Raw genomic sequence first — 22,437 nt, 5'->3', positions numbered from 1 at the left:
ACTGCCCTCATGGGTCCTTTCGACTGGCTTCCCCACGCGCCCCTTGAACCCCTGAAGCTGGAGTGGATGGGGCCGGTGGAGGTCGCCGTGCTGCGCCTGGACCGCATCGACCCGCTGATCAGCGGCAACAAATGGTTCAAGCTCACCGAGCACCTGGCCCGAGGCCGGGCTGCGGGTGCCCGCGGGATCATCAGCCTGGGCGGCGCTTACTCCAATCACCTGCATGCACTGGCGGCAGCCGGGAAACGCTTCGGCTTTCCTACCGTTGGCCTGCTGCGTGGCCATCCGCAAGACACCCCCACAGTGCTCGACCTCAAAGCCTTTGGCATGCGACTGCACTGGTTGGGTTATGGCGGCTATCGCGCGCGCCATGAGCCGGGTTTCTGGCTGCCGTGGCGCGAGCAGTATCCACACCTGCATCCGGTGCCCGAAGGTGGCGGTGGCCTGGCGGGGGCGTCGGGCTGCGGGGTGTTGGTGAGTCAGGCGCAGGCGCAATTGAACGGCCTGGGCTGGACGGACTATCACGGTTGGTGGCTGGCAGCCGGCACGGGCACCACGCTGGCGGGACTGGTGCTGGCCGAGGCGGGCGCGCATCCGGTGTACGGCGCGCTGGCGGTGCCCGATGACCACGGGGTGGCGCAGCAGGTACAGGTGCTGGTGCACGAGGGTTATGAATTGCTGGACGCCAGCCGGGGCGGCTTCGCCAAGGTGGATCCAGGGTTGCTGGAATTTATCGACGCCACCGAGCAAGCCTGTGGCCTGCCGCTGGAGCCGCTGTACACCGGCAAGGCGTTGTTGGCTTTGAAGCAGCGGGTTGAGGCGGGGTACTTTGCCCCTGGCACCCGCCTGATCTTCGTTCATACCGGCGGCTTGCAAGGCCGCCGGGGTTTCCCTGTTGCGCCCGGTTAATGCAGGAGCTGGCTTGCTGGGGTGAGGGGCTTGTCCTGTGGTGAGGAGGCTTGCCCCCCGTCGGGTTCACCACAGATTGATGGGGCTGCTTCGCAGCCCAGCGCGGGGCAAGCCCGCTCACCACAGCAAGCCCGTTCACCACAGCAAGCCTCCCACATTGGAGCTGTGTCGCTCCTGGGGGGTTTACTGAATGCTCCCTCTCTTGCCAGGCATCATTCGTAGCGCTGTGTTGTCGCGCAGGATGTAATGGTGAACGATCGCCGCCAACGCGTGCAGCCCGATCAGCCAGTAACCGATCTTGCCGAACAGCACGTGCCAGTGCTCAATCTCCTTGGCCAGGGCCTTGTTTTCGGCGATCAGCGGCGGCAACTCGATACCGTAGAACATCACCGAATGCCCCTCGGCGCTGACAATCAGCCAGCCGGCGATGGGCATGCCGATCATCAAGGCATACAGCGCCATGTGCATCAGGGTGGCGAGGAGGGTTTGCCATTGCGGCGGCGCCGGCACGATCTTCGGCGCCACGCCCAGGCTGCGGGCGAACAACCGTAGCCACACCAGCACAAACACGGTCAGGCCGAACATGAAGTGCATTTCCACGATCAACGTACGGCCGCCGCTGCCTTTGGGAAACTGCCCGCGTAACTCAATGCAGGCGTAGACCACCGCCAGCAGCACCACCATCAGCCAGTGCAACGCAATCGACATGGTGCTGTAACGCGTATCGGAATTTTTCCAGGGCATCGCTTTCTTCCTCACTCATCAGGGCAAACCTCCGTTCTTTCGCGACGGAGTCCTTTCAATGTAAGCCTGTTTTACGAGGTTTGCCCGTGAGAGGAGGGTGCAGAGGCGATCTTTTGATCTCGATCAGTTGCCCTGCGGCATTTCGCCCCGTGCCAGGCGCTGGTTGATGTCGTCGATCACTGCCGGCAGGTCGGTGATGGTGTCGATCATGTAGTGCGGGCGCGAGCCTTCGAACAGGGCCTGGATGCGCTTGCGTTCGCTGGCGAGTGTGCCGGCGTCCAGGGCGCGGAACTGTTCGTAGGTCAGGCCCAGGGCGTTGCCCGAACAGGTCAGCGCCACGGTCCACATCCCGGCGCGACGGCCTTCGAGGATGCCCGGCACGGTGTCGTCGATCTTCACACAGGCCGCCACATCATCGATACCCAGGGCGATCACGTTGGCCAGCGCCTGGGCCGGCCATGGGCGGCCGTTGGGCACTTCGTCGGTTGCTACCACGTGGTCGGCCACGTAGCCGTTGGTGGCGGCCAGTTCGACGACCTTGTCCATCACCTGCTTGGGGTAGCCGGAGCACGAGCCGATCTTGATCCCTTGCTGGCGCAGATTGGCGATGGTGTCCAGGGCGCCGGGGATCAAGGCCGAGTGCTCGGCGATTTTCTCGATCTGCAACGGCATGAAGCGCTGGTAGATGGCGGTGACGTCATCATCGGTGGGCGTGCGGCCAAAGGCTTTGCGGTAACGCTCGGCCACCTGCGGCTGGTCGCACAGGGTGCGGATGTGGTCCCACTTGCCCATGCCCATCGGGCCACGGGCTTCTTCGATGGAGACCTGTACGTCGAACTCGGCGAAGGCTTCGACAAAAATCTGCGTCGGTGCGAACGAGCCGAAATCGACCACGGTGCCGGCCCAGTCGAGGATCGCGGCTTGAAGCTTGGTTGGGTTTGCGTAGTTCATGGTTCAGATCCTGTTGGAAGTTGGCAGTCAGATGTCGAGCACGTTCATTTCTTGCAGCACCTCGGCGACTGCCGCGACAGCTGCTTGCATTTCGGCCTGGTTCACATGGCCGATGCAGCCCACGCGGAAGGTTTCCACCTGGGTCAATTTGCCGGGATAGAGGATGAAACCCTTGGCCTTGACCCGTTCGTAGAATTCCTTGAACTGGTAGCGCGGGTCTTTCGGCGCGTGGAAGGTGACGATGATCGGCGCCTGGATCGCGGCGGGCAGGAAGCTGCGCAGGCCCAGTTCGGCCATGCCGTCCAGCAGCGCCTGGCAGTTGTCGGCGTAGCGCTGGTGGCGGGCGGGCAGGCCGCCTTCTTCGTTGTATTGCAGCAGGGCTTCGTGCAGCGCCGCCACCACGTGGGTCGGCGGGGTAAAGCGCCATTGGCCGGTCTTGGCCATGTAGCTGTGCTGGTCGAAGAGGTCCATCGCCAGCGAATGGCTGTTGCCTTGGGCAGCGGCCAGTGCCTGTTTCTCAGCGAACACAAAACCCATCCCCGGTACGCCTTCCAGGCACTTGCCGGAGGCGGCGATCAGTGCGTCGAACGGCACTTCACGGGCGTCGATCGGCAGCGCGCCGAAGGAACTCATGGCGTCGATGATCAGGCGCTTGCCGTGACGGGCGATGACCTGGGCGATCTCGGGCAGCGGGTTGAGAATCCCGGTGCTGGTTTCGCAGTGGATCAGCGCGACGTGGGTGATGCTCTTGTCGGCGTGCAACAGGCGGTCGACGTCGGCTGCGGTGGTGGGTTCGTCTTCGGCGGTTTCAAAGGTGCTGAACGCGCGGCCGAGCACTTCGCAAATCTTCGCCAGGCGCTTGCCGTAGGCGCCATTGATCAGCACCAATACCTTGCCGTCACGCGGGACGAGGGTGCCGATGGCCGCTTCTACCGCGAAGGTGCCGCTGCCTTGCAACGGCACGCAATGGTGGCTGTCGGTGCCGTTGACGATCGCCAGCAGTTGCTCGCACAGGCTGGCGGTCAGTTGATTGAAGCGGTCATCCCATGAACCCCAGTCGACCATCATGGCCTGGCGGGTGCGGGCTGAGGTGGTCAAGGGCCCGGGGGTCAGCAGGATCGGCGCGGCAGTACTCATTCTCATGTCCTCGCAAAACGTTGGGATGAAGCTACGGGGCATAAATTGCAGTTTGGCTTGTCATCAATCAAATTGTTTGTTGTTATGCGAGCTATCAGTGAGGCCGATAGCTATGAACCTGTTTCAACTGCGTGCGTTTGATGCCGTGGCCCGTGAGGGCAGTTTTACCCGGGCGGCCGAGCGGCTGTTCATCAGCCAGCCGGCGGTGACCGGGCATATCAAGGCGCTGGAGGAGCACTACCAGATCGCGCTGTTCCGACGTACTGCGCGGCAGGTGGCGTTGACCGAGGAGGGCACCAAGCTGGCGGCCATCACCCGGGCGATCTTCGGCCTGGTGGAAGAGGCGCAGACCTTGCTGGAGGCCAACCGGCAACTGCTCACCGGGCGCCTGGAAGTGGCGGCGGACGGGCCGCACATGGTCATGCCGATGTTGGCCCGCCTGCGGGAGCGGTACCCGGGAATTACCGTGAATCTGCGCCTGGGCAACGCTCAGGAAACCCTCGCCGCCCTGCTGTCGGAGCGGGCCGATGTGGCGGTGTTGACGGAGGTGGAACCGCGCAAGGGCCTGCACCTGCAGCCGTTGATCGAGTCACGGATTTGCGCGCTGGTGCCGGCCGGGCACCCGTGGCTGGCAGAGCCTGCGGGGATTCGGCTGGAGCAGTTGGATCAGGTGATCATGGTGCTGCGTGAGCCCAGCTCGATTACCCGCCGCACCTTTGACGATGCCTGCGCCCTGGCCGGCGTGCAGCCCAAGGTGTTGCTGGAACTGGACAGCCGTGAGGCGGTGACGGAAGCGGTGGCGGCTGAATTGGGAGTGGGCGTGGTGTCGTCGATGGAGGTCAGCCGGGACCCACGGGTGCATGCGATTCCGATCCACGGGGAGGGACTGGTGAACCGGCATGTGATCGGGTGCATGGAGCGGCGCCGGGAGTTGCGGTTGATTCAGGCGTTTTTCGAATTGGCGCCCTGAGTGGGGGTTGGCTGAAGATCGAGTTGGCCCTTTCGCGAGCAAGCCCGCTCCCACAGTTGACCGAGTTCTACCTATGGAATGCAGTCGAATGTGGGAGCGGGCTTACTCGCGAAGGGGCCCTCAACTTCACCGCAAACTCTCCCGCACAATCTCCAGAAACGTCGCCACCACCCGCCGCGAGCTCTGCTCTTTCAAGCACACCAGGGTTTCCTTCATCCGCTGAGTGCAGTCGCGGATCGGCATCGCATACACCCGCGAGTCCGCGCCAAATTCCGCAGCAGACACCACCCCCACGCCAATCCCCACCACCACCGCCTCCCGCGCCGCCTCCCGGCCTTCTACCTGAATGGCCGGGCGAATCCGCAGACCGGCCTGGTGCATTTCCTGCTCTAGCGTCTGGCGGGTGACCGAGCCGATTTCCCGCAGTACCAGCGGCGTATCGTCCAGGTCCGCCAGGCAGATGGACTCGCGGCCCGCCCACGGATGGTTACGGGAAACAAACGCGAGCAGTTGGTCATCGGGCAGCGGCAGTGACAGCAGCCGCTCGTCGTCCACATCGCGGCCCAGCAGCGCCAGGTCAGCCTGGTAGTGGTACAGGCGAAACAGCGATTCATCGGTGTTGCCGGTTTCGATCTTCACACTGATGCCCGGGTACAACTGGCAGAAGCGCGCGATCTGCGGCAACACATGCACGGGGGCATCCACCGCCAGGGTCAGGGTGCCGGTTTGCAAGGCGCGGGAATCCTGCAGCAGCTCTTCGGCTTCGGCGGCGACCGCAAACAGGCGCTGGGTGACGCTTAACAGCCGCTCCCCAGGTCGGTCAACCGCACTGAACGTTTGTTGCGATGAAACAGCAGTACGCCGAAGCGCTCTTCGAGCTTGCGCACCTGGTCGGAAATGGCCGGCTGGCTGAGGAACAAACGCTCGGCGGCCTGGGTAAAACTGCCGTGCACGGCCACCGCATGGAAGGCTTTGAGTTGGGCGTGGGACACCGACATCGCGAATCCTCTTACAAGCTCAGCTTATATTTGAAATACGATAAATCGATTTTACCTATTAGTCAGCCATTGCTTTGATAGCCCTCAGTCGCCGCGGGTCAAGTCCTGCACCTAAGGCGGCCATGGGTCTTTGCGTGCTTACCAGCAGGGCTCATCTGACCAGTACCGCGCCCTCCGAGGCGTCGGTATTGCAGTGCTCAACAATAAAAATACAGGCGTTTGCTTTTCATTCTGCCGGCACACTCACACCCGAGGTCAGAACCACCATGAATACTCCCTTGAGTAACATCAAGCGTTGGCGCGTGCAGATTTTCGCTATCACCTGGCTGGCGTACGCGGCCTTCTATTTCACCCGCAAAGCCTTTTCGGTGGCCAAACTGGGGATCGTCGACGACCCGAGTTTCCCGCTGGACAAGATGATGATGGCCAACCTGGATGGCATCTACCTCGCGGCCTATGCCGTTGGCCAGTTCACCTGGGGCATGCTCGCCGACCGTTTCGGGCCGCGTGTGGTGGTGCTCGGCGGGTTGCTGATTTCCGCCGCTGCCGCCTTGGTGATGGGCACGTTCGCCACGTTGCCGATCTTTATCAGTTGCATGCTGATTCAGGGCCTGGCGCAGTCCACCGGCTGGTCGGGGCTGTGCAAGAACCTTGGCAGCTTCTTCCCGGCGCAGCAGCGGGGGCGGGTGCTGGGCCTTTGGAGTTCTTGCTATGCCTTTGGTGGCCTGGTGGCGTCGCCGTTTGCCGGGTGGTGGGCCTATACGCTGATCGGCACCTGGCATGCGGCGTTTATCTCCAGTGCCGCGGTGGTCTTCGTGGTGGCGGTGCTGTTCTTCATCTTCCAGCGCAACACGCCACAGGATGTGGGGTTGCCGGCAGTGGAGCCCGAGCCGGAACAGACGGCCGCCGAGAAGAACGCCAGCGTGCTGGAACCGCTGCGGGCCATCTTGCGCAACCGCACCGTGTTGACCCTGGGGCTGGCGTACTTTCTGTTGAAACCGGCGCGTTACGCCATCCTGCTGTGGGGGCCGGTGATTGTGTATGAGCAGATGCCGTCGGTGGGCAAGGTCGGCGCGGCGATTGTGCCGACGGCGTTCGAGCTGGCGGGATTGCTGGGGCCGATCATGATCGGCATGGCTTCCGACAAGTTGTTCGGTGCGCGGCGCATGCCGGCCTGTGTCCTCAGCCTGCTGGCGCTGACCGTGGCCCTGGCACTGTTCATGGGCGCCTTGCACACTGGCAGCGTGGCGCTGGTGATGGCGCTGCTGTTTGTGATGGGCCTGACCCTGTACGGGCCGGACTCGATGATCAGCAGCACCGCCGCCATTGACTTCGGCACCGCCAAGGCCGGCGCGACGGCGGCGGGGTTCGTCAACGGTTGCGGTTCGGTGGGGGCGATCCTCGGCGGCTTGCTGCCGGGCTACTTTGACACGGTCACGGTGTTTATCGTGTTTGCCGGCGCCGCGCTGTTTTCCTCGCTGGTGTTGATGCCCTACTGGAATGCCAGGCCCGCAGTGCTGGCGCAGGTGGGCGACTTTGTGCCGGACCGTGAGCGCGCAATCAATCCCTTGCGCACCTGAGGGGCATGGCCGGTTTTTTGGTGGATTAGAGTGTTTCAGCGCTATAAACTCTGCCCCCAAAGCGCCGGCCAGTAGACGTCTCGGCGCGATGGACATCAAGAGAGTGAGTCATGGGCGCACAGTGGAAAGTCAAACATAAAGAAGCGGCATCCAATGCCAAGGGCAAGATCTTCGGCAAGCTGGTGAAAGAGATCACCATTGCCGCCCGCAACGGTGCCGACACCGCCACCAACGCACATTTGCGCCTGGTGGTGGAGCAGGCCAAAAAGGCCTCGATGCCCAAGGAAACCCTGGAACGCGCGATCAAGAAAGGCGCCGGTCTGCTCGGTGAGACCGTGCAATACCACCGCGTGACCTACGAAGGGTTTGCCCCGCACCAGGTGCCGCTGATCGTTGAATGCGTGACCGACAACATCAACCGCACCGTGGCGGAAATCCGCGTGGCATTCCGCAAGGGCCAGCTCGGCGCTTCCGGCTCCGTGGCCTGGGACTTCAACCATGTGGGCCTGATCGAAGCCTCGCCGGACAGCCCGGACGCCGATCCGGAAATGGCCGCGATTGAAGCCGGTGCGCAGGATTTCGAGGAAGGCGAGGAAGAAGGCACCACCTTGTTCATCACCGAAACCACCGACCTGGACGCCGTACAGAAAGCGTTGCCGGAGCAGGGCTTCACCGTGTTGTCGGCCAAGCTGGGCTACATCTCGAAAAACCCGGTGAGCGGTTTGAGCGATGAGCAGATGGCCGAAGTCGAAGCCTTCCTGGAAGGTTTGGACAACCATGACGATGTGCAGGATATGTTTGTCGGGTTGGCGGGTTAACGCTCATTTGATGTGAGAACCCGATCTAAATGTGGGAGCGGGCTTGCTCGCGAATACGGTGTACCAGCCAAGTATGTATTGACTGACACACCGCATTCGCGAGCAAGCCCGCTCCCACATTTGGTTTAGCGGAGTTTGGAAGACTGCAACAAGCTTGTGATTTCCTCAAACCCAGGCCGGGCAAGCACCTCCGGCTGGCAGCAGTTATCCCGCAAGGCTTCCAGTGCCACGCGGTTCTCCTCGCTCAACCCCGCATCAATCCGTTCCAGCAACTCCCCCAGCAACACCCCGAACGCCCGCACTTCGATACGCTGCAACGCCCGGGTTTCCAGGCTGTCGACCGTGGCATGAAACGACGCGGCGCCAAAGTCCCCAAGCAGGCACTCGCCGGCTTCATTCCACAGAATGTTATGGCCGTACAGATCGCCGTGGGTGATGCCTTGCTCGTGCAGGTGCGCCGCCACTGACGCGATGCCTCGCGCCATGCGCAACGCCACGTCCGCGCTGAAGCGGGTGGTGGGTTCGTAGATGTCACGGGTGCACGACGCCAGGCTCGGCAGGGCCGCGAGGTTGCGGTAGCTCGGGTCGATCAGTTGCATCACCAGCGCCGCCTGGCCTTCGGGATGGCCGACGACCCGGCCTTCCACCTTGATCAAATTGGCATGCAACCCGGCGGCGATGCAGGCGTGCATTTCGTGTAACGGCGAGCCGTCGCTGGTGATGCTGCCTTTATACAGTTTGACCGCGACCGCCTTGGCCGGCCCGGTGGGCGGGGTCCAGGACGCCTTGCGGATGATCCCCGAAGCGCCTTCGCCGAGCACCTCGCCCAGCGCCAACTCTGACCAGGGGATGTTCGGCGTCGCGTCATCGCGAGCCACTTCCACGGCCATTTCCACCGGGTTGCCGGCGTAGGCCAGCCAGGTCAGGCTCGGCAGGGTCAGCAACCAGTCCGGCAGGCGGGTCAGGCGGTTGGAGGCGATGCGGATCAGTTCGAGGTTTTTGCACTGGGCCAGGCTTGGCGGCAGGTGCTCCAGGTGGTTGCCGGCCAGCATCAGTTTTTGCAGCAAGGGCCGTTCACCCAGTTCGCTGGGCAACTGGCTGATGCGGTTGTCGGTGAGGATCAGCCAGCGCAGCAAGGGCGGCAAGGCGGCCGCCGGGACGCTGCTGATCTGGTTCGACTTGAAGCCGATCATGCTCAACTGTGCGCATTGGCCCAGGCATTCCGGCAGCTCGGTAAAGGCGTTTTCCGAACAGAACAGCACACGCAAATGCGGGAGGCGGTGCAGGTCATCCGGCAGGCTGCTGAGGGCGTTGCCGGTGAGGTTGAGGATTTCCAGGGAGTCGGCCAGGTCGAAGATTTCCCGGGGGAACTCGGTCAGCCCGCAGCGCAGGTCCAGGCGTTTGATACCGGCCAATTGGCCGGCCTTGAGTTGGGCAAGGGTATCCATGAACAGCGCGTCACTCGGCAATAGGGGCGTGAATGGCGCTCATGATAGCGGGTTGTGGCCCGATCTTCTGCAACTGCCCCAGGCGGCTGGCGGTGCGCGCCAGGTCGATGGCCTGGCCACCCAGGGATTGCTCCAGCGGCTGCTCGCCGATCAGCGTCAGTTGCTTGTCCTGGTCGTAAAGCACGTCCACCAGGTTGATAAAGCGTTGTTGGGCGGCAATCGGGCAATCCGCCAGGTGTGGCAGGCCATCGATGATCCAGCGGTCGTAGTCGCGGCACAGTTGCAGATAGTCCATGACGGCGGTCGGTTGCTCGCACAGGTCGCTGAAGGTGAAGGCGATGCTGCGGCCCTGGTGCGTGCGGGCAATCAGTTGCCGGGCACCGACAGCCAGGCTGACCGGGGCGTGATCCGCTGACGGCAGCCCCATGGCCTCGCGTTGCGCAGGTGTACCCGGCCAGACGAACTGGCCGGTGGTGAAACGCTGCTCGCCATGGGCCTGGGCCAGGCCGCGATAATCCTGGGGCGCGCTGACCTCCATCACGTCCATGCGCGCACTGATCAGCTCGATCACCGGCTTGAAGCGCTGGTGGTACAGCGGGTTCGGCAACAACCCGGCGGGCGGGTAATTGGAGGTTACCAGCACCCACACCCCGCGCCGGAACAGGGCCTTGAACAGACGGCTGATCAGCATCGCGTCGCCGATGTCATGCACGTGAAACTCGTCGAAGCACAACACGCGGCAGCCCTCGAGCAGTTCGTCCAGGGTCACGGCCAGGGCGTCGCGCTGCTGGCGATGGGTAAACATGCCGCGGTGCAGGCGGGCGAAAAAATCGTGAAAGTGCACGCGCTGCTTCTCGGCAATCGGCAGCGCCTGGAAAAAACCGTCCAGCAACCAGCTTTTGCCCCGGCCCACGGCACCGTGCAGGTAAAGGCTGCGGGGTGGGCGCCCGGCCAACAGGTGGGCGGTTTGCCGGGCCATGCACGCGATGACCTGCAGCTGGCTGGCGCTGAGGGTGTAGCCCTGTTGCCGGGCCTTGTCCTGGAAAAATGTCGTAATGCCGGGGGCGGAATCAGGCGCCGCAGGTTTACCCAGCAACCGTTTGAGCAGGGGCGGTAACGCAGCCAATGTCAGTCACTCTGTGTTTCGGTGGTCGCCCACTTTAGAGCGCCGGTTGCGGTTTGACCAATAGGGAAGCGCGGCACGAGCTATCTGGAAAAGGCATGGCTCAATGGGATCCAAACCAGTGACCTGACTGGCGGAATCCCCTTGAGTGACTACCCTCATACAAAGCAGTCACCCCTGTATAAGGATTTGGGGCAGTGAAGGGACACGCAGTCTTGGTAATCATGAGCGCGATGCTCTGCAACACGGTTTATGGCGGTCAGCTCCAGGTTGAAGTGCGCATCGACGTGCAGCGCGGTTGCCAACTGGTGGGCACCGCCCGCGAGGCCGGCATCGAGCAGCTCGGCGTGCTGGATTTTGGCAGCAGTTCCCGTCTGGATGACCCGGCGGGGCCGTTGAGTGCTGCCTTGATCAGCCAGCGCCAGCCACGCCTGGAGTGCAACCCGGATACGCCGTATCAGATGCGTGTCGACGGCGGCCTGCATGGCGGCGTGGGTGAGGTGCGTTACCTGGGCGCCGCTGCCCCTTCGATCAAACCCATTCCTTACCGCATTTATGCCGACGCGGCGCGTCGCATCCCCTTGGCCGTGGACGTACCGGTGAGTGGCCGCGTGCCTGATTCCGGCACGGTGGACCTGCCGCTCTATGGTCGCATTGAGCCTCTCAAGGAAGTCCCGGCGGTGGGGCGTTATTCCGACCTGCTCAAAGTGACGGTGACATGGTAAGCCGGGCCCTGGCCTGCATCGCGCTGGGCGGCCTGTTGCTCCTGGCGGAGGATGCCCAGGCGGCGGCGGTCACCGGGCAGATTCACGCGCGGCTGGTGATTACTGCCAGTTGCCAGGTGAGCAAAGGCACCGACAGCGCGCCGGTCAGCCCCGACGGAGGCTCGGCCTTGCTGGACTTTGGCAGCCACGGGCCCACCTGGGACAACCGCCTGGGTGCCAGTGTCAGTGACGGCGACAAGGCGGCGCTGGCGGTCTCCTGCAACCCGTCGGTGGTGAGCAGCTTCACCGTGACCATCGACGGCGGCGCTCATGGCGACGGCACCACCCGGCGCCTGAGCAATGGCCGGCAAACCATACCGTATCGGCTGTCGGCCGACCCCGCAGGCCGGAACACCTACAGCATCGGCCAGCAACGCAATTTCGTCGTGACCAAGGGCGCACAAGTACCGATCCCGGTATTCGGCTCGGTGGTGGCGAATACCAGGGCCCTACCGGCCGGCATCTACACAGACACCCTGACGGTGACTCTGGATTGGTAAACCTTGAGGATGGACATCATGCATGCACTTGTCTCGAAAGCAGTTTTTCCACTGATGGCAATGGTCTGGGTGTCGAGTGCCCAGGCGGCCACCACGGTCACCGGGCAGATCAGCTCGACCCTGATCCTGACCAACAGTTGCCTGGTCAACGGCGTCGGCGGCACCACCGGGTTGAACTTCGGTACGATCAATTTCGGTACCACCAACAGCCAGTTCACCACGCAGTCCGGCCAGGTGCTGGGCGGCGGCGGGGGAGCCTTGTCGATTCAGTGTTCATCGGGCACCTCGCCGGTGATCACTGTGGGGGCGGGGTCTCATGACGGCCAATCCACCGGCGGCACCCGGGCGCTGTACGACGGCGTCGCCAATTACGTGCCGTACGACTTCTACACCGACACCGGGCATTCATCGATCCTGGCGATCAACGGCACCATCAACCTGGCCCCGAGCACCGGCGTTGCGCAAACCGTGAATATCTACGGCCAGGCCGTGGGCAAGACGGGGCTGCCGGCCGGTACCTACACCGACACGGTGTCCGTGCAACTGACGTTCTAGTGCCATGAAACGGGCCTGCTGGGCGACGCTGGCGGTCATCACGGGTTGGGGGATGCCGTTGTCGTTGCTGGCGGTGACCAGCCAGACGATCCAGGTCAGCGCGACGATTGCCGCGGGCTGCCTGGTGGTGGGCGGCGGCACGAATTACGGCAGCCTGGCGTTCGGCAGCTATTCGTCGTTGTCGACCAGTACGGTCTCGGTGGCGCTGAGCGGCGGGGTAACGCTGCAATGCACGCCGGGCGTCACCTTGAACATGACCGTGGATGGCGGTTTGCACAACGTCGGTGGCCGGCGCATGCAGCTCAATAGCGGCAGTGCCCAAGTGGCGTATCAGCTGTTTCGGGACGCGGCATTTAGCCAAAGCCTGGGGATCAGCCAAAGCGTCAGCGTGAGCTACAGCAACGCAAACGCTATAACCCTGCCGATTTACGGCCGGGTGGTGTTACCGGGTAATCAGCCTGGGGGGACGTACAGCGACGTGCTGCAGGTGCAGCTGTCCTGGTAAGGCGATTGGCATAAGGAGTGAAATCTATGTTTGCAGCTTCCCGGCGGTATTGGGTTGCGGGTTTTATCGGTTTGGTGGCGTTGGGTGCGGGGCAGGCCCAGGCCGCCAGCTCAGTGCTGATCTGGCCCATCGACCCGGTGCTGGAGGCCGATCAACAGGCCAGCGCCTTATGGTTGGAGAACCGCGGCACAGAGACCGCCAACCTGCAGATTCGGGTGTTTGCCTGGAGCCAGGGCGGGTTTGACGAGCAGTACCAGAACCAGCGCGACGTGATCGGCAGCCCGCCGGTGGCGAAGATCGAGCCGGGGCAAAAACAACTGGTGCGCCTGACCCGGACCCGGGAAGTGCCGCCGGGCCAGGAGCTGGCGTATCGGATCATCATCGACGAAATTCCCGCGGCCGCCCCTGAAACGCCCGCCGCTGACGGCAAGACAGCCGCCGCGATCCGCTTTCAGATGCGCTATTCGGTGCCCTTGTTCGCCTACGGCGCAGGCCTTTGGAGCAAGGAAGACGCCACCCGCCAACGCGACCCCAAGGGCGCGGGCAAACCAGACCTGAGCTGGAAAAAAGTCAGCGTCGGCGGGCGCAATTACGTGGAGATGCGCAACCAGGGCGCGGTGCACGCGCGGCTCACCGATGTGGCGTTCAAGCAGGGCGGGCAAACCCGGCCGCTGGTGGACGGCCTGCTGGGCTATGTGCTGCCGGGGGCGACCATGCGCTGGCCGGTGCCGGAAGGGGTCGCTGGCGATCAGCCGTTGCAGGTGCGGGTCAATGGCGCAACGCAACTGGAGAGTCTTGCACCGGGACGGTAACGCAATGGAATAGGGCATGGAGCGGCCCTTGGTCTTAACGGATGGAGATGTCCATTGATGGACACAAAGCCTTGGTGAGCCATGATCGGGCTCGCAGTCTATGGCGATCGGTGTGGGTGGTGGGAGGCCTGTCTGGCCTGGCGCTTGCGCCGCTTGGCGTGGCCGCTCCGTTGCCACCGCCCCCCAGCAGCATGGAGGCTGTTGCCGATGCACAGTTGTTCCTCGAACTGGTGGTCAACCAGATGGACACCGGCCGGGTGGTCGCTGTGGATCAGCGTGCCGGCGGGTTGTTTCTGCCGGCGGCGACGTTGCGGGATGTCGGCATGAAACTGCCGGCTGAGATCACCAGCGAGGTCGCGCTGGACCACGTGCCCGGCCTGCACACTGACTATGACAGCCAGGGCCAGCGCCTGATGCTGACGGTGCCGCCGGCGTGGTTGCCGGAGCAGTTTATCGGCCACCGCAATAACTATCCGCGCAGCGAGGCGCTCACCAGTTTTGGTGCGTTGCTCAACTACGATGCCTACCTCAATGACACCGATGATGCCGGCACTTACCTGGGCGTCTTCAACGAACTGCGGCTGTTCGATACGTGGGGCACCCTGTCCAATACCGGCCAATACCGCACCACGTTTGGCGGCCAGACGAATGGCAGCGCCCTGAACAATGGCTATCGGCGCTATGACACCACCTGGCGCTTTTCCGACGATGAGCGCCTGCTGACCTACGAGGCGGGCGACGTGATCAGCGGTGCGTTGCCATGGAGCAGTTCGGTGCGCCTGGGCGGGGTGCAAGTGTCGCGGGACTTCGGCGTACGCCCGGACCTGGTGACCTATCCCTTGCCACAGTTTGCCGGGGAGGCGGCGGTGCCGTCGTCGGTGGACCTGTTTATCAACGGCTACAAATCCAGCAGCGCCGACTTGCAGCCGGGCCCTTACACTCTGACCAACGTACCGTTTATCAACGGTGCGGGGGAAGCCGTGGTGGTCACCACCGATGCCCTGGGCCGGCAAGTGTCGACCACGGTGCCGTTCTACGTCACCAGCACCCTGCTGCAAAAAGGCTTGTCGGATTTTTCGGTGGCGGCCGGTAATTTACGTCGGGACTACACCCTTCGGGATTTTGGCTACGGGCCCGGCGTGGCCAGCGGCACGTTCCGTTACGGGGTCTCGAACTACGTCACCCTGGAAAGCCATGCCGAAGCCTCGGGCGACCTGACCCTGGGCGGGCTGGGCGGTAACGTACGGCTGGGCAACTTCGGCGTACTCAACACGGCCCTCAGCCAAAGCCAGTTTGACGGCGAGACCGGCCAGCAACTGAGCTTCGGTTATCAATACAGCAACCAGCGCTACAGCCTGTCGTACCAGCGGGTGGAGCGCCGCGATCAGTATGCCGACCTGACCCTGGTCGACACCCCTTACGCCAGCCTCAGCAAACGCAGCGAACAGGTGACCCTGAGCCTGAACCTCAACGATTACGGCAGCATCGGCGCCGGCTATTTCGATGTGCAGGCCGCCGATGATTCACGCACCCGGTTGTTGAACCTGACCTGGAGCAAGCAACTGTGGCGCAACACCAGTTTCTATCTGTCGGCCAACCGCGAGGTGGGCGATAGCAACTGGGCCATGCAGGCGCAGTTGGTGATCCCGTTCGACATCTACGGCAGCCTGGCCCTGAGCAACGAGCGCAGCCAGGCCGGCGAGAGTCGCCAGCGCGTCAACTACAGCCGTGCGGTGCCCTCCGAGGGTGGTGTGGGCTACAACCTGGGTTACGCCAGCGGCGACGGGCCGGCGTATCGCCAGGCCGACCTGACCTGGCGCATGCAGTCGGTGCAATTGCAGGCGGGCGTGTACGGCAGCAGCGACGCCGAGACTCGTTGGGCGGACGCCAGCGGCTCGCTGGTGTGGATGGACAAGCAAGTGTTCACGGCCAACCGGGTCAATGACGCGTTTGTGGTGGTGAGCACCGACGGTTATGCCGGGGTGCCGGTGCTGTACGAAAACCAGTTGGTGGGTGAAACCGATCGCAACGGGCATCTGCTGGTGCCGTGGAGCAGCGCTTACTACCGCGGCAAATATGAAATCGACCCGCTGAACCTGCCGGTCAACGTGCAGACCCCCAACGTCGAGCAGCGCGTGGCGGTGCGGCGCGGCAGTGGCTACTTGTTGGAGTTCCCGCTGCGTCGGGTGGTCGCGGCCAGTATCACCCTGGTGGATGCCCAGCATCAGGACCTGCCGCTGGGCAGTCAGGTGCGCCATGAACAAACCGGGGCGCGGGCGGTGGTGGGTTGGGATGGCCTGGTGTACCTGGAGAACCTGGCGGCCCACAACACCTTGCAGGTCACTGTGGGGGAGGGGCGTACCTGCCAGGCGACGTTCGACCTGGATATCAACGAGGAGCAGGTGCCGCTGATCGGGCCGCTGGTTTGCCAATGACATAAGGAGTGTGAGTGTGCGGGGCAAGGAATGGATAGTTGGATGGCTGGTGCTGGTGGGCCTGGGGGTTTCGACCCCGGCCATGGCCGCGTGTACGGTGCCGGGAACCACCTCGCCGGCCAGCTTTGGCTCGATCAGTTCGATGACGGTACGCACCGCCGCCCAGACCAGTTCTACCACTAATGCCGGCTTGAACTGCGGGGCCACGCTGATCTCGCTGCTGGCGGCCAGTGATCACTTCTATGCAACCATCACCTCGGCGACCAGCGGCATGGTGGGGCCTACCGGGGATGTCATCGGTTATACGATTTACGGCAATAACAGCACCAGTTACCCGATTGCCCGTGGCGTCCAATTCGATTTCGGTGCTACCGGCATTGCTCAAAGCGTTGGCCTGGTTTCCGGGCCGGGCACCAAAACCTTGCCGCTTTACCTGAGCTCGATCACGGGAAGCAATGTGGCTGCCGGGCTCTACACCGAGACACTCAGCATCGCCTGGGTCTGGAACTATTGCTCGGTCCTGGGGGTTGGGACGCTGTGTGTCTTCCGGGATTCAGGCACGGGTACGGCTAATCTGACGGTCAGCATGACGGTGAGCAACGACTGCCAGATCACCGCGCCCAATATCAGTTTTGGCAGCGCGCCAGTGATCAGTGGTTTTTCCAGCGTGAACGGGCAGGCCACTATTACCTGCACCAAGGGCAGCGCGTACACCGTGGGTATCAGCGACGGGCTGAACCCGGTGAGTGTGGGGGCCAGCGGCGGATGGTCTCGGGGAGCAACTTCCTGAATTACGACATCTTCAAAAGCGCCACCACCACCCGCTGGGGCAGCGTGACCACTTCCCGGCGCGCCAGCTCCACGGCGGAGGTGAATCCCGGGAACGGCCTGGGCACCGGCAGCCAGGTGTTCAACTACAACGCGGCGATCTACCCCAACCAGGCCACACCACCGGCCGGCACCTACACCGATAACGTGGTGCTGGATGTGGGGTTCTAGAAGCGCATCGTCTGCTTGAGCAATTGTGTGGTCGACGGGTCTTGCGGGCTGACCATCGCATAGTTGTAGCCCGCGCCCGACCAGTACTCGGCCTGCAGCCCGTCGGCACTGCGGCTGCCCCGGGGCAGGAATTTGTTTTCCGGGCCTGGCGGGCGAATGTAGAAACTGATGCGCCGCCCTTGGGGGTCTTCATACAGCACCATGGCCGCCGCGCCTTGTTCGGTGCTGAGCAGGCGCCCGCTGACCGCCTTGAACCCGGCCTGGCTCAGGTCTGGCAGGCGGGAGGCCTGGTTGAAGTAACGGTCGAGCCAGCCTTGCATGTCGCCATCGCTTTGCACGTGGTAGTCGGCGGGCAGGATGCCGTCCTGGGCGAACAGGCGGTAGGCCTGCATCGCGTCGGTCATGGGCAACACGTTGTCGGCCAGGGTTGCCTGGCGGGCCTGCCAGCCGCCGAGGCCGCCCACGCTCACGGCGATCAACAGCACCGCAGCGGTCGCGAGGTGACGGCGTGACTGGCGTTTGACCCGCTGGCGAATCAGGGCCGGGTCCAGCTCGGGGTTGGCCGGCTGTTGCAGTGCGCCGCTCAGGGACGCCCGCAGGTGCTGCGCATCCTGCTGCCAGGCATGCACCTGGGCGGCGACCTCCGGGTGGGCCGCCAGCCAGGTTTCGAGCTGACGGCGGTCGGCGTCCAGAAGCTGGTGATCGACGTAGGCATGCAAATCGCGTTCGCTGGGAGGCAGGCTGATCATTTGAGTATCCGCAGGGCTGGGCTGGTGATTTCGCCGTCGCTGAGCTGGCGCAGGGCCTGGCGTGCACGGGACAGGCGCGACATCACGGTGCCCACAGGCACCTCGAGGATGTCGGCGACTTCTTTGTAGCTCAAGCCTTCCACCGACACCCACAGCAGCAGGGCACGTTGTTCGGTGTTCAATTTATCGAAGGCTTGCAGGGTCGATTGCGCGATGACCGTGCGCTCGACCGACGGCTGCGAATCATCGCGTCCGGTGAAAAACTCCAACATGCGCGTGTACCGCCGGGAACGCCGGTGGGCGTCGAGAAACTGCCGGTACAGGATCGAGAACAGCCAGGCGCGCAAGTCGCCTTCGAGGCGCTTGTCGGCCCAACTGATGATCGCGCGTTCAAGGCTGGCCTGTACCAGGTCGTCGGCACTGCTGCTGTTACGCGTCAGGGACACGGCAAAACGCCGCAACCTGGGGATGAGTTCACGTAACTGTTCGTCGAGTTCGTGCATGGGATTCTGGCTAGTCACTACGCTGGGACTAGGAAGACGTCCGGCGTTGAAGGTTATTCCAGGCCAATAAAAATAAACAGCCGGCCAGGGAATAGAGTGCGCTGGCGTACGTCCCAAGTGTTCCGACCTTATGTTTCACCCACTCAAGGCCTTGGGCCCTGGAGTTATTTCATGGTAGATCACTCATCACCGCCCCGTCCGCCGCTGAGCACCGCAAGCCTGATAATTCGGTTGGCCAGCATCGGCGTGGTGGTTGCCGTCGTGGCCGGGGCGTTCGCCTACGTCAATGGCAGCCTCGACCCACAACGCCTGCGTCCCAAAACCCTGGTCAATGCCCTGGAAACCAACAACGGTTTGCACCCTGGTTACCGTCGCAACCATGCCAAGGGCGTGTGCGTGGCCGGTTATTTCGAGAGCAGCCCCGAGGCGCGGCAGTACTCCAGTGCCCAGGTCTTCAGTGAAGCACGCACGCCGGTTATCGGGCGGTTTGCGCTGCCCAGCGGCAACCCTTATGCGCCGGACAGCAGCGTACCGATCCGCAGTTTCGCCCTGCAGTTCAGCTTGGCTAACGGCCAGCAATGGCGCACCGGGATGAACAGCATGCCGGTGTTCCCGGTGGGCACGCCCGAGGCGTTCTTTGCGATGCTCAAGGCCGGTGCACCAGACCCGGCCACCGGCAAGCCGAACCCGACTGCCATGCCAGCGTTTTTCGCGGCGCATCCCGAGACCGCGCCGTTCCTGGCCTGGGTCAAGACCGCCAAGCCGTCCGCCAGCTATGCCACCGAAACCTATAACGGTATCAACGCGTTTTACCTGGTGAACGCCAGTGGCCAGCGCCAGGCCGTGCGTTGGGGCGTCGTGCCACAAAGCCAGGATGCACCGGGTGCCACGGCGCCAGCCGGCAGCGATTTCCTTGAAAAAGACCTGGCGCAGCGCCTGGGAGCCGGCCCTTTGCGCTGGCAGTTGAACGTCACCCTGGCCAACCCGGGCGACCCGGTGGACGACGCCAGCAAGACCTGGACCGGCGAGCACAAAGTGCTGAACGCGGGCACCCTGGTGCTGGAAAGCAGCCAGCCGCAAATGGACGGCGACTGCCGCGACATCAACTTTGATCCACTGATTCTGCCGAGCGGTATCGAAGCCTCGAATGACCCACTGCTGGCCGCCCGTTCGGCGGCGTACGCCAGTTCTTACTTGCGTCGCACCAGCGAAGTCAGCCAGTTGCACAGCGCCCCACAGGAGTCGAAGCCATGAATGCTCAACCCCGGTTTTTCGCCCCGCTGGCGCGGCTGCTGCATTGGCTGATGGCGTTGATGATCATCGCCATGCTGTTTATTGGCGCGGGCATGGTGGCGTCGGTGTCGGAGCGCCATGAGTGGCTGATCCATCTGCACAAACCGTTGGGCATTGCGATCCTGGCGCTGGTGATCGTGCGCTTGGTCGTGCGTTTTTCCACGCGTCAGCCGCCGCTTCCCGCGGACCTGCCGCTGTGGCAAGCGCTGGCGGCCAAGGCGTCCCATGTGGTGCTGTATGCCCTGATGCTGGTGTTGCCGCTGCTGGGTTGGGCGATGATTTCGGCGGCCGGCGATCCGGTGATGCTCAGCAGTTCGGTGCAACTGCCGGCGCTGGTCGGCGCGAATGCGCCGTTGTTTGCGGTGTTGCGCAAGGCTCACGGGTATCTGGCGTATTTGCTGTTTCTGACGGTGCTGTTGCACCTGGCGGCGGCGCTGTTCCACGGTTTGATCCGGCGTGACGGCGTGCTGCAAAGCATGACTGGAACCAAGGACTGACACCTTGCCCGGCGACCGCTGCGATTGCGTAGCGGTCGCCGGGTGCAGGGATCAGCGCAGTACGCCGACGATGTCCGCCACGGTGCTCAGCACATCCTTGCCCAACTGCATCGAGCGTTTGCCCGACCAGCCGGTGTGCGGGTTGGGCGCGTCGTCGTTGTCCTTGAAGGGCATTTCCAGGGTCAGGGACAGGCAGTCGAACTTCTCGCCGACGCTGTTGCACGCCAGCGTCATGTTGGCTTCCCCCGGCAGGTCGCGGGTGTAGCCGTGCACGGTCTGGAAGTCGCGGGTGAGGCCGCTCAGGTGGCTGCGGAAGTGTTTCTCCAACTGCTCGATGCGCGGCGTGTAGCCGGGGTTGCCTTCGCAGCCGGCGGTGAACACGTAGGGGATTTCTTCGTCGCCGTGGATATCCAGGAACAGGTCAACGCCGTACTTTTCCATTTGCTGCTGGACGAACAGCACTTCCGGGCTGATCTCCTGGCTCGCGCTTTGCCAGGCCCGGTTAAGGTCCTGGCCCATGGCGTTGGTGCGCAAATGGCCATGGAACGCGCCATCGGGGTTCATGTTGGGCACCAGGTACAGGTCGGCGGCGGCCAGCAGTTTTTTCAGCTCGGCGTCACCGTCCTGTTGCAGGCGTTCGATGATGCCTTCCATAAACCATTCGGCCATGTGCTCGCCGGGATGCTGCTGGGCGATGATCCAGACCTTGCGCTTGTTGGCCTCGCCTTTGCCCCGGCGCAGCAGCGGGATAACACGCCCTTCGACACTTTTGCCGGTGGCCAGCAATTGCGTGCCGGCGCGGTTCAGCGCCTGGTCGATCAGCCAGTCATGGCGTTCGCGGCTGTAGGGTTCGAAGTAGGCGAACCAGGCCTGTTTTTCCCGGGTTTCGAGGGTGATGTGCAGCGTCTCGCCATCAAAGCGGGTGGGTACCCGAAACCAGTTGATATGGTCGTAGGACGCCACGGCGTTGTAACCACTCCAGGCGTGCTTGTAGGAAGAGTGGCCGGCGTTGCTCAGGCGAAAGGTGTGGCTGTGGCCCACGTGCATGCCTTCGGCCTTGAAGTGAAACCACTGGAAGTGTTGGCTGCGTGTATCGGGCTTGATGGCCAGCAGCAACTGGTGGGCATCACTGGCGTCGAGCACCTGGATATTGCCGCTGTCGAAGTCGGTGCTGATCTTGATGGAGGTCAAGGCCACGGTCATAGTCTGGTTGCCTGAATATGAGTGTTGTGGCGGGCATTTTACACCGGAGCGGGGTAAAGCCTGGATGCAATTTTTTGCGGGGGGAAGAGGGGGCGTCGTCCATGACGCCGCAGCAGCTTAGAATCTATGAGATTGATTCTCAAGTGCTATTTTTGAAAGAACCGGGCCAGAGCGCCGGATCGACTTTCTTTTGGCGATAGTCTTTTGCTACCATGCGCGCCATCAAGCAACACACAGTCTTCATTAGCCTGAAGCCACGCCAGGAAAAACTGGCAAAAAAAAGACCCGGCCAAAGAGCCGGGTCAAAAACCGTGATTAGCCTGATGAGGAGATATTCCAAGAGTCCGACCTAAGGTCTCTTGGTCTATCGACTGATCTCGCGATCAGCTAGGTCCAATAATAATCATTATCATTTGCAAGTCAAATGTTTTTATCCGCCAGATAGAAATATTTTTCCTTCGCGTCTGTTACATCCTGGCCGAGTGTTCGGCCTCCCGGGTCGAAAGCCGTAGCGACCGCTCCACCATCACCTTCGCCATATCAATCAAATAGACCACTGAAAACGCCAGGTCCCGGCTGTTGCCGTGGCTGCTGTTTGCCGATTCGTAGGCAGTGGCCGCAGCACTGCGCAGCAGGTCGGAGGCGTGCACCAGCGCTTCCTCATCACTGATGCCCGGTTTGACTGTAAACAAGGTGTCGTCAACGGACGGCGTGGCGAGATCCTCTTTCAAGTAATAGTCCAGCGCGCGTTGGGCAGCGCCGCTGCTGCGCATGAACAGCAGCTCGTCTTCGTCGCAGGTTTCGGGCAGGGGATACGGGGTTGTGGTCATGAAGTCGGTGCTCTGGGTGGATGTCGAAAGCCTGCAACCGATATTAGTACTAATCGTATTTATGGCGTTTTATTGATTACTACAAACTGTTTATTGTCGCTGCGAGTACACAAC

At 62.9% G+C, this 22,437-nt stretch carries 21 protein-coding genes and 2 pseudogenes; 13 read left to right on the top strand and 10 right to left on the bottom strand.

What is annotated here, in order from left to right; all coding sequences use genetic code 11:
* Nucleotides 1-9: 9 nt before the first annotated feature.
* Nucleotides 10-909 (top strand): 1-aminocyclopropane-1-carboxylate deaminase/D-cysteine desulfhydrase, encoded by a 900-nt coding sequence (locus JFV30_RS18255; RefSeq protein ID WP_201124829.1) that lies wholly within the window; start codon nt 10-12, stop codon nt 907-909.
* Between the two features lie 183 nt (nt 910-1,092).
* Here the strand turns inward: JFV30_RS18255 and JFV30_RS18250 are convergent, their stop codons facing one another.
* From JFV30_RS18250 to JFV30_RS18240, 3 genes are all read right to left on the bottom strand, one after another.
* Nucleotides 1,093-1,653, bottom strand: a complete 561-nt coding sequence (locus tag JFV30_RS18250; protein ID WP_010166885.1) for a cytochrome b — start codon at nt 1,651-1,653, stop codon at nt 1,093-1,095.
* Nucleotides 1,654-1,776: 123 nt separating this feature from the next.
* Nucleotides 1,777-2,604 (bottom strand): phosphonoacetaldehyde hydrolase, encoded by an 828-nt coding sequence (phnX, locus tag JFV30_RS18245; RefSeq protein WP_010166887.1) that lies wholly within the window; start codon nt 2,602-2,604, stop codon nt 1,777-1,779.
* A gap of 27 nt (nt 2,605-2,631) precedes the next feature.
* Nucleotides 2,632-3,741: a 2-aminoethylphosphonate--pyruvate transaminase gene (locus tag JFV30_RS18240; protein ID WP_201124828.1), complete on the bottom strand. Its 1,110-nt coding sequence runs from the start codon at nt 3,739-3,741 to the stop codon at nt 2,632-2,634.
* Nucleotides 3,742-3,853: 112 nt separating this feature from the next.
* Here JFV30_RS18240 and JFV30_RS18235 point away from each other — a divergent pair, with 112 nt between their 5' ends.
* Entirely contained in the window at nt 3,854-4,711 is an 858-nt protein-coding gene (locus JFV30_RS18235; protein WP_010166892.1) for a LysR substrate-binding domain-containing protein, read from the top strand.
* Between the two features lie 126 nt (nt 4,712-4,837).
* Here the strand turns inward: JFV30_RS18235 and JFV30_RS18230 are convergent.
* Nucleotides 4,838-5,709, bottom strand: a pseudogene (locus JFV30_RS18230) (LysR substrate-binding domain-containing protein).
* Between the two features lie 266 nt (nt 5,710-5,975).
* Here JFV30_RS18230 and JFV30_RS18225 point away from each other — a divergent pair.
* Both JFV30_RS18225 and JFV30_RS18220 read left to right on the top strand, forming a co-directional pair.
* Entirely contained in the window at nt 5,976-7,289 is a 1,314-nt protein-coding gene (locus tag JFV30_RS18225) for an MFS transporter (protein ID WP_201124827.1), read from the top strand.
* A gap of 110 nt (nt 7,290-7,399) precedes the next feature.
* Nucleotides 7,400-8,107 carry a YebC/PmpR family DNA-binding transcriptional regulator gene (locus JFV30_RS18220; protein WP_010166897.1) on the top strand — a complete coding sequence of 236 codons (708 nt, stop codon included), beginning with the start codon at nt 7,400-7,402 and terminating at the stop codon, nt 8,105-8,107.
* Between the two features lie 125 nt (nt 8,108-8,232).
* Here the strand turns inward: JFV30_RS18220 and JFV30_RS18215 are convergent, their stop codons facing one another.
* Both JFV30_RS18215 and zapE read right to left on the bottom strand, forming a co-directional pair.
* Complete coding sequence (locus JFV30_RS18215) at nt 8,233-9,555, bottom strand: leucine-rich repeat-containing protein kinase family protein (RefSeq protein WP_201124826.1); 1,323 nt, start codon at nt 9,553-9,555, stop codon at nt 8,233-8,235.
* Between the two features lie 10 nt (nt 9,556-9,565).
* Nucleotides 9,566-10,681 (bottom strand): cell division protein ZapE, encoded by a 1,116-nt coding sequence (gene zapE / locus JFV30_RS18210; RefSeq protein WP_201124825.1) that lies wholly within the window; start codon nt 10,679-10,681, stop codon nt 9,566-9,568.
* A 221-nt stretch (nt 10,682-10,902) separates the two neighbouring features.
* On the opposite strand from zapE, the gene JFV30_RS18205 reads away from it, so the two are divergent.
* The 7 genes and pseudogenes from JFV30_RS18205 (at nt 10,903) to JFV30_RS18175 (ending at nt 17,248) form a co-directional block, all read left to right on the top strand.
* Nucleotides 10,903-11,403: a Csu type fimbrial protein gene (locus JFV30_RS18205; RefSeq protein WP_446739861.1), complete on the top strand. Its 501-nt coding sequence runs from the start codon at nt 10,903-10,905 to the stop codon at nt 11,401-11,403.
* Nucleotides 11,397-11,942 (top strand): Csu type fimbrial protein, encoded by a 546-nt coding sequence (locus JFV30_RS18200; protein WP_201124824.1) that lies wholly within the window; start codon nt 11,397-11,399, stop codon nt 11,940-11,942. The genes JFV30_RS18205 and JFV30_RS18200 overlap by 7 nt, the downstream gene beginning before the upstream one ends.
* Nucleotides 11,943-11,960: 18 nt before the next feature.
* Entirely contained in the window at nt 11,961-12,497 is a 537-nt protein-coding gene (locus JFV30_RS18195) for a Csu type fimbrial protein (RefSeq protein ID WP_201124823.1), read from the top strand.
* Nucleotides 12,498-12,501: 4 nt separating this feature from the next.
* Nucleotides 12,502-13,002: a Csu type fimbrial protein gene (locus JFV30_RS18190; protein ID WP_010166908.1), complete on the top strand. Its 501-nt coding sequence runs from the start codon at nt 12,502-12,504 to the stop codon at nt 13,000-13,002.
* A gap of 26 nt (nt 13,003-13,028) precedes the next feature.
* Complete coding sequence (locus JFV30_RS18185; protein ID WP_010166910.1) at nt 13,029-13,814, top strand: fimbrial biogenesis chaperone; 786 nt, start codon at nt 13,029-13,031, stop codon at nt 13,812-13,814.
* 41 nt (nt 13,815-13,855) lie between these two features.
* On the top strand, nt 13,856-16,249 hold the full coding sequence (locus JFV30_RS18180) for a fimbria/pilus outer membrane usher protein (RefSeq protein ID WP_201124822.1): 2,394 nt from the start codon (nt 13,856-13,858) through the stop codon (nt 16,247-16,249).
* A gap of 82 nt (nt 16,250-16,331) precedes the next feature.
* Nucleotides 16,332-17,248 (top strand): annotated as a pseudogene (locus tag JFV30_RS18175) (Csu type fimbrial protein).
* Here JFV30_RS18175 and JFV30_RS18170 read toward each other — a convergent pair.
* Nucleotides 17,245-17,997, bottom strand: a complete 753-nt coding sequence (locus JFV30_RS18170; RefSeq protein ID WP_201124821.1) for an anti-sigma factor family protein — start codon at nt 17,995-17,997, stop codon at nt 17,245-17,247. The pseudogene JFV30_RS18175 and the gene JFV30_RS18170 overlap by 4 nt on opposite strands.
* Entirely contained in the window at nt 17,994-18,500 is a 507-nt protein-coding gene (locus JFV30_RS18165; protein ID WP_010166918.1) for an RNA polymerase sigma factor, read from the bottom strand. The genes JFV30_RS18170 and JFV30_RS18165 overlap by 4 nt, the downstream gene beginning before the upstream one ends.
* A 171-nt stretch (nt 18,501-18,671) precedes the next feature.
* On the opposite strand from JFV30_RS18165, the gene JFV30_RS18160 reads away from it, so the two are divergent.
* Together JFV30_RS18160 and JFV30_RS18155 are read left to right on the top strand one after the other, a co-directional pair.
* A complete protein-coding gene (locus tag JFV30_RS18160; protein ID WP_201124820.1) occupies nt 18,672-19,754 on the top strand; it encodes a catalase family peroxidase in 1,083 nt (360 codons plus the stop codon).
* Nucleotides 19,751-20,290: a cytochrome b gene (locus JFV30_RS18155; RefSeq protein ID WP_010166924.1), complete on the top strand. Its 540-nt coding sequence runs from the start codon at nt 19,751-19,753 to the stop codon at nt 20,288-20,290. Before JFV30_RS18160 ends, JFV30_RS18155 begins: the two co-directional genes overlap by 4 nt.
* Nucleotides 20,291-20,341: 51 nt before the next feature.
* Here the strand turns inward: JFV30_RS18155 and JFV30_RS18150 are convergent, their stop codons facing one another.
* Nucleotides 20,342-21,493 carry a M14 family metallopeptidase gene (locus JFV30_RS18150; RefSeq protein ID WP_201124819.1) on the bottom strand — a complete coding sequence of 384 codons (1,152 nt, stop codon included), beginning with the start codon at nt 21,491-21,493 and terminating at the stop codon, nt 20,342-20,344.
* A gap of 467 nt (nt 21,494-21,960) precedes the next feature.
* The gene (locus JFV30_RS18145; RefSeq protein WP_201124818.1) at nt 21,961-22,323 is read right to left on the bottom strand and encodes a DUF6124 family protein; all 363 of its coding nucleotides are present in this window, start codon (nt 22,321-22,323) and stop codon (nt 21,961-21,963) included.
* Between the last annotated feature and the right edge of the window lie 114 nt (nt 22,324-22,437).

Source organism: Pseudomonas sp. TH32 (assembly GCF_016650855.1).
GTDB lineage: Bacteria > Pseudomonadota > Gammaproteobacteria > Pseudomonadales > Pseudomonadaceae > Aquipseudomonas.
The sequence above is the reverse complement of the archived record's forward strand: the minus strand, read 5'-3'. Positions and strand labels throughout refer to the sequence as shown.

What these genes read in the sequence shown, in the direction of transcription:
- phnX (WP_010166887.1), bottom strand. Translation starts at nt 2,604, where the DNA reads ATGAACTACGCAAACCCAACCAAGCTTCAAGCCGCGATCCTCGACTGG.
- JFV30_RS18160 (WP_201124820.1), top strand. Translation starts at nt 18,672, where the DNA reads ATGGTAGATCACTCATCACCGCCCCGTCCGCCGCTGAGCACCGCAAGC.
- JFV30_RS18220 (WP_010166897.1), top strand. Translation starts at nt 7,400, where the DNA reads ATGGGCGCACAGTGGAAAGTCAAACATAAAGAAGCGGCATCCAATGCC.
- JFV30_RS18180 (WP_201124822.1), top strand. Translation starts at nt 13,856, where the DNA reads ATGGAGATGTCCATTGATGGACACAAAGCCTTGGTGAGCCATGATCGG.
- JFV30_RS18170 (WP_201124821.1), bottom strand. Translation starts at nt 17,997, where the DNA reads ATGATCAGCCTGCCTCCCAGCGAACGCGATTTGCATGCCTACGTCGAT.
- JFV30_RS18155 (WP_010166924.1), top strand. Translation starts at nt 19,751, where the DNA reads ATGAATGCTCAACCCCGGTTTTTCGCCCCGCTGGCGCGGCTGCTGCAT.
- JFV30_RS18235 (WP_010166892.1), top strand. Translation starts at nt 3,854, where the DNA reads ATGAACCTGTTTCAACTGCGTGCGTTTGATGCCGTGGCCCGTGAGGGC.
- JFV30_RS18145 (WP_201124818.1), bottom strand. Translation starts at nt 22,323, where the DNA reads ATGACCACAACCCCGTATCCCCTGCCCGAAACCTGCGACGAAGACGAG.
- JFV30_RS18185 (WP_010166910.1), top strand. Translation starts at nt 13,029, where the DNA reads ATGTTTGCAGCTTCCCGGCGGTATTGGGTTGCGGGTTTTATCGGTTTG.
- JFV30_RS18215 (WP_201124826.1), bottom strand. Translation starts at nt 9,555, where the DNA reads ATGGATACCCTTGCCCAACTCAAGGCCGGCCAATTGGCCGGTATCAAA.
- JFV30_RS18150 (WP_201124819.1), bottom strand. Translation starts at nt 21,493, where the DNA reads ATGACCGTGGCCTTGACCTCCATCAAGATCAGCACCGACTTCGACAGC.
- JFV30_RS18190 (WP_010166908.1), top strand. Translation starts at nt 12,502, where the DNA reads ATGAAACGGGCCTGCTGGGCGACGCTGGCGGTCATCACGGGTTGGGGG.
- JFV30_RS18225 (WP_201124827.1), top strand. Translation starts at nt 5,976, where the DNA reads ATGAATACTCCCTTGAGTAACATCAAGCGTTGGCGCGTGCAGATTTTC.
- JFV30_RS18240 (WP_201124828.1), bottom strand. Translation starts at nt 3,741, where the DNA reads ATGAGTACTGCCGCGCCGATCCTGCTGACCCCCGGGCCCTTGACCACC.
- JFV30_RS18165 (WP_010166918.1), bottom strand. Translation starts at nt 18,500, where the DNA reads ATGCACGAACTCGACGAACAGTTACGTGAACTCATCCCCAGGTTGCGG.
- JFV30_RS18205 (WP_446739861.1), top strand. Translation starts at nt 10,903, where the DNA reads ATGAGCGCGATGCTCTGCAACACGGTTTATGGCGGTCAGCTCCAGGTT.
- JFV30_RS18255 (WP_201124829.1), top strand. Translation starts at nt 10, where the DNA reads ATGGGTCCTTTCGACTGGCTTCCCCACGCGCCCCTTGAACCCCTGAAG.
- JFV30_RS18200 (WP_201124824.1), top strand. Translation starts at nt 11,397, where the DNA reads ATGGTAAGCCGGGCCCTGGCCTGCATCGCGCTGGGCGGCCTGTTGCTC.
- JFV30_RS18250 (WP_010166885.1), bottom strand. Translation starts at nt 1,653, where the DNA reads ATGCCCTGGAAAAATTCCGATACGCGTTACAGCACCATGTCGATTGCG.
- JFV30_RS18195 (WP_201124823.1), top strand. Translation starts at nt 11,961, where the DNA reads ATGCATGCACTTGTCTCGAAAGCAGTTTTTCCACTGATGGCAATGGTC.